At 76.5% G+C, this 2,199-nt stretch carries 1 protein-coding gene; it reads right to left on the bottom strand.

Annotated elements, in window-relative coordinates; genetic code table 11:
- Nucleotides 1-2,199, bottom strand: a 2,199-nt coding sequence (locus tag ACOJTC_RS30490) for a type I polyketide synthase (RefSeq protein ID WP_420119469.1), incomplete at both ends; no start/stop codon positions are given.

Genomic DNA, 2,199 nt, shown 5'->3' with positions numbered 1-2,199 from the left:
CGTCGGCGGTGGCCAGCGGCAGCACCCCGCCCCGGGACATCCGCTCCCGGTCGGCGTCGCCGAGCCGGTCGGTCATCGCCGAACCCTCGCCCCACAGGCCCCACGCCAACGACACCGCCGGCAACCCGGCGGCCCGACGGGACACCGCCAACGCGTCGAGGAACGCGTTCGCCGCCGCGTAGTTGCCCTGCCCCGGCGCACCCAGCACCCCGGACAGCGACGAGAACAGCACGAACGCCGACAGGTCCCGGTCCCGGGTCAGCTCGTCGAGCAGCCACGCCGCGTTCACCTTGGGCCGCAGCACCGCCGAGACCCGCTCCGGGGTCAGCGACGACACCACGCCGTCGTCGAGCACGCCTGCGGTGTGCACCACGGCCGACAGGTCCGGAACGTCGGCCAGGACGGCGGTCAGCTGGTCCCGGTCGGCCACGTCGCAGGCGACCAGGTCGACCCGCGCGCCGGCGGCGGTCAGCTCGGCGACGAGGTCGTCGGCACCGGCGGCGGCCGTGCCGCTGCGCGACAGGAGCAGCAGCCTCGGCACGGCGTGCGCCGTCACCAGGTGCCGGGCCACGGCCGCGCCGAGGGCACCGGTCGCGCCGGTGACCAGCACCGTGCCGCTGCCGTAGAGCGGGGCGTCCGACGGGGTCGCCGGGAGGGTCCGGCGGACGATCCGGGGCACCCGGACGACGCCGTCGCGGATCGACACCTGCGGGTCGCCGGCCGCCAGGGCCGCCGGCAGGACGTCGTCGGGCCGGTCGGTGTCGGCGTCGACGAGCAGGATGCGGTCGGGGTTCTCCGCCTGCGCGGAGCGCAGCAGCCCCCAGACCGCCGCGCCGGCCAGGTCGGTCACGTCGTCGCCGACGGCGTGGCGGGTGAGGACGACAAGCGGCGCGGGGTCGTCCCCGGCCAGCCAGCGCTGGGTGACCGCGAGCACCCGGTGCACCTCGGCGTGCACGTCGGCGGTGCCGCCGGCCCGCAGCACCACCGCGTCGGCGGAGCCGCCGTCGGTCGGGCCGGTCGGGGTGGCACCGACGGTGTCGGGGTGCCAGGTCCAGGTGGTGGCGGTCGGGGTGACGGTGACCGGTTGCCAGTCCAGGCCGAAGAGCGCGTCGGCGACGCCGGCGCCGGCGGTGACCTGCACCGGGCGGAGCACCAGCGACCGTACGGTGGCCACGGGCGCGCCGACCGCGTCGGCGACCGCGATCCGGACCCCGCTGCCGGCCGGGGTGAGCCGGACCCGCAGGCTGGTCGCGCCGGTGGCGTGCAGCGTCACCCCCGACCAGGCGAACGGCAGGCCCCGGGGGGTGTCGCCGTCGGCGCGGGTGAGGACGTGCAGGCCGGCGTCGAACAGGGCCGGGTGCAGGCCGTAGCCGTCGCTCTCCGTACCGTCGGGGAGGTCGACCTCGGCGAAGAGTTCGTCACCGGCCCGCCAGGCACGGCGTAGGCCCTGGAAGACGGGGCCGTAGTCGAGGCCGCCGGTGGCGAGGTCGTCGTAGAGACCGGCCAGCGGCAGCGGCTCGGCGTCGGCGGGGGGCCACGCGGTGAGGGCGACGCCGGGGTTGTCCCCGGCGGTGAGGACGCCGGTGGCGTGCCGGGTCCACGGGACGTCGTCGCGTTCCCGGGAGTGCACCAGGACGGCCCGGCGGCCGGTCGGGTCGGGCGTCTCCACGGCGACCTGCACCTCGACGCTGCCGGCGGCGGGGACGACGAGCGGCGCGTGCAGGGTCAGTTCGTCGAGCAGGCCGACGCCGACCTGGTCACCGGCGTGGATGGCGAGTTCGACGAGGCCGGTGCCGGGGAACACGACGGTTCCGCCGACGGCGTGGTCGGCGAGCCACGGGTGGGTGTGCAGCGACCACCGGCCGGTGAAGACGACACCGTCGGTGTTGGCCAGCGGCACGGCAGCATCGAGCAGTGGGTGGGCGGCGGCGAGCAGGCCGGCGCCGACGAGGGCCGGGTCGTACAGCCAGTAGTGCTGGCGTTGGAAGGCGTAGGTGGGCAGGTCGACCTGCCGGGCGGCGGGGTGCACGGCCGTCCAGTCGAGGTCGACGCCGGTGGTCCACGCCTGCGCCATCCCGGTGGCGTACGCGGCCACCTGCTCCCGGTCGCGACGCTGCAACGCAATCGCCACCGCGTCGTCGACGCAGTCGGCGACCATCGCGGTGAGCACACTGTCCGGCCCGATCTCCACGAACCGGG

It is taken from the genome of Micromonospora sp. (assembly GCF_048594385.1).
In the GTDB taxonomy this organism is placed as follows: domain Bacteria; phylum Actinomycetota; class Actinomycetes; order Mycobacteriales; family Micromonosporaceae; genus Micromonospora; species Micromonospora wenchangensis.
The sequence above is the reverse complement of the archived record's forward strand: the minus strand, read 5'-3'. Positions and strand labels throughout refer to the sequence as shown.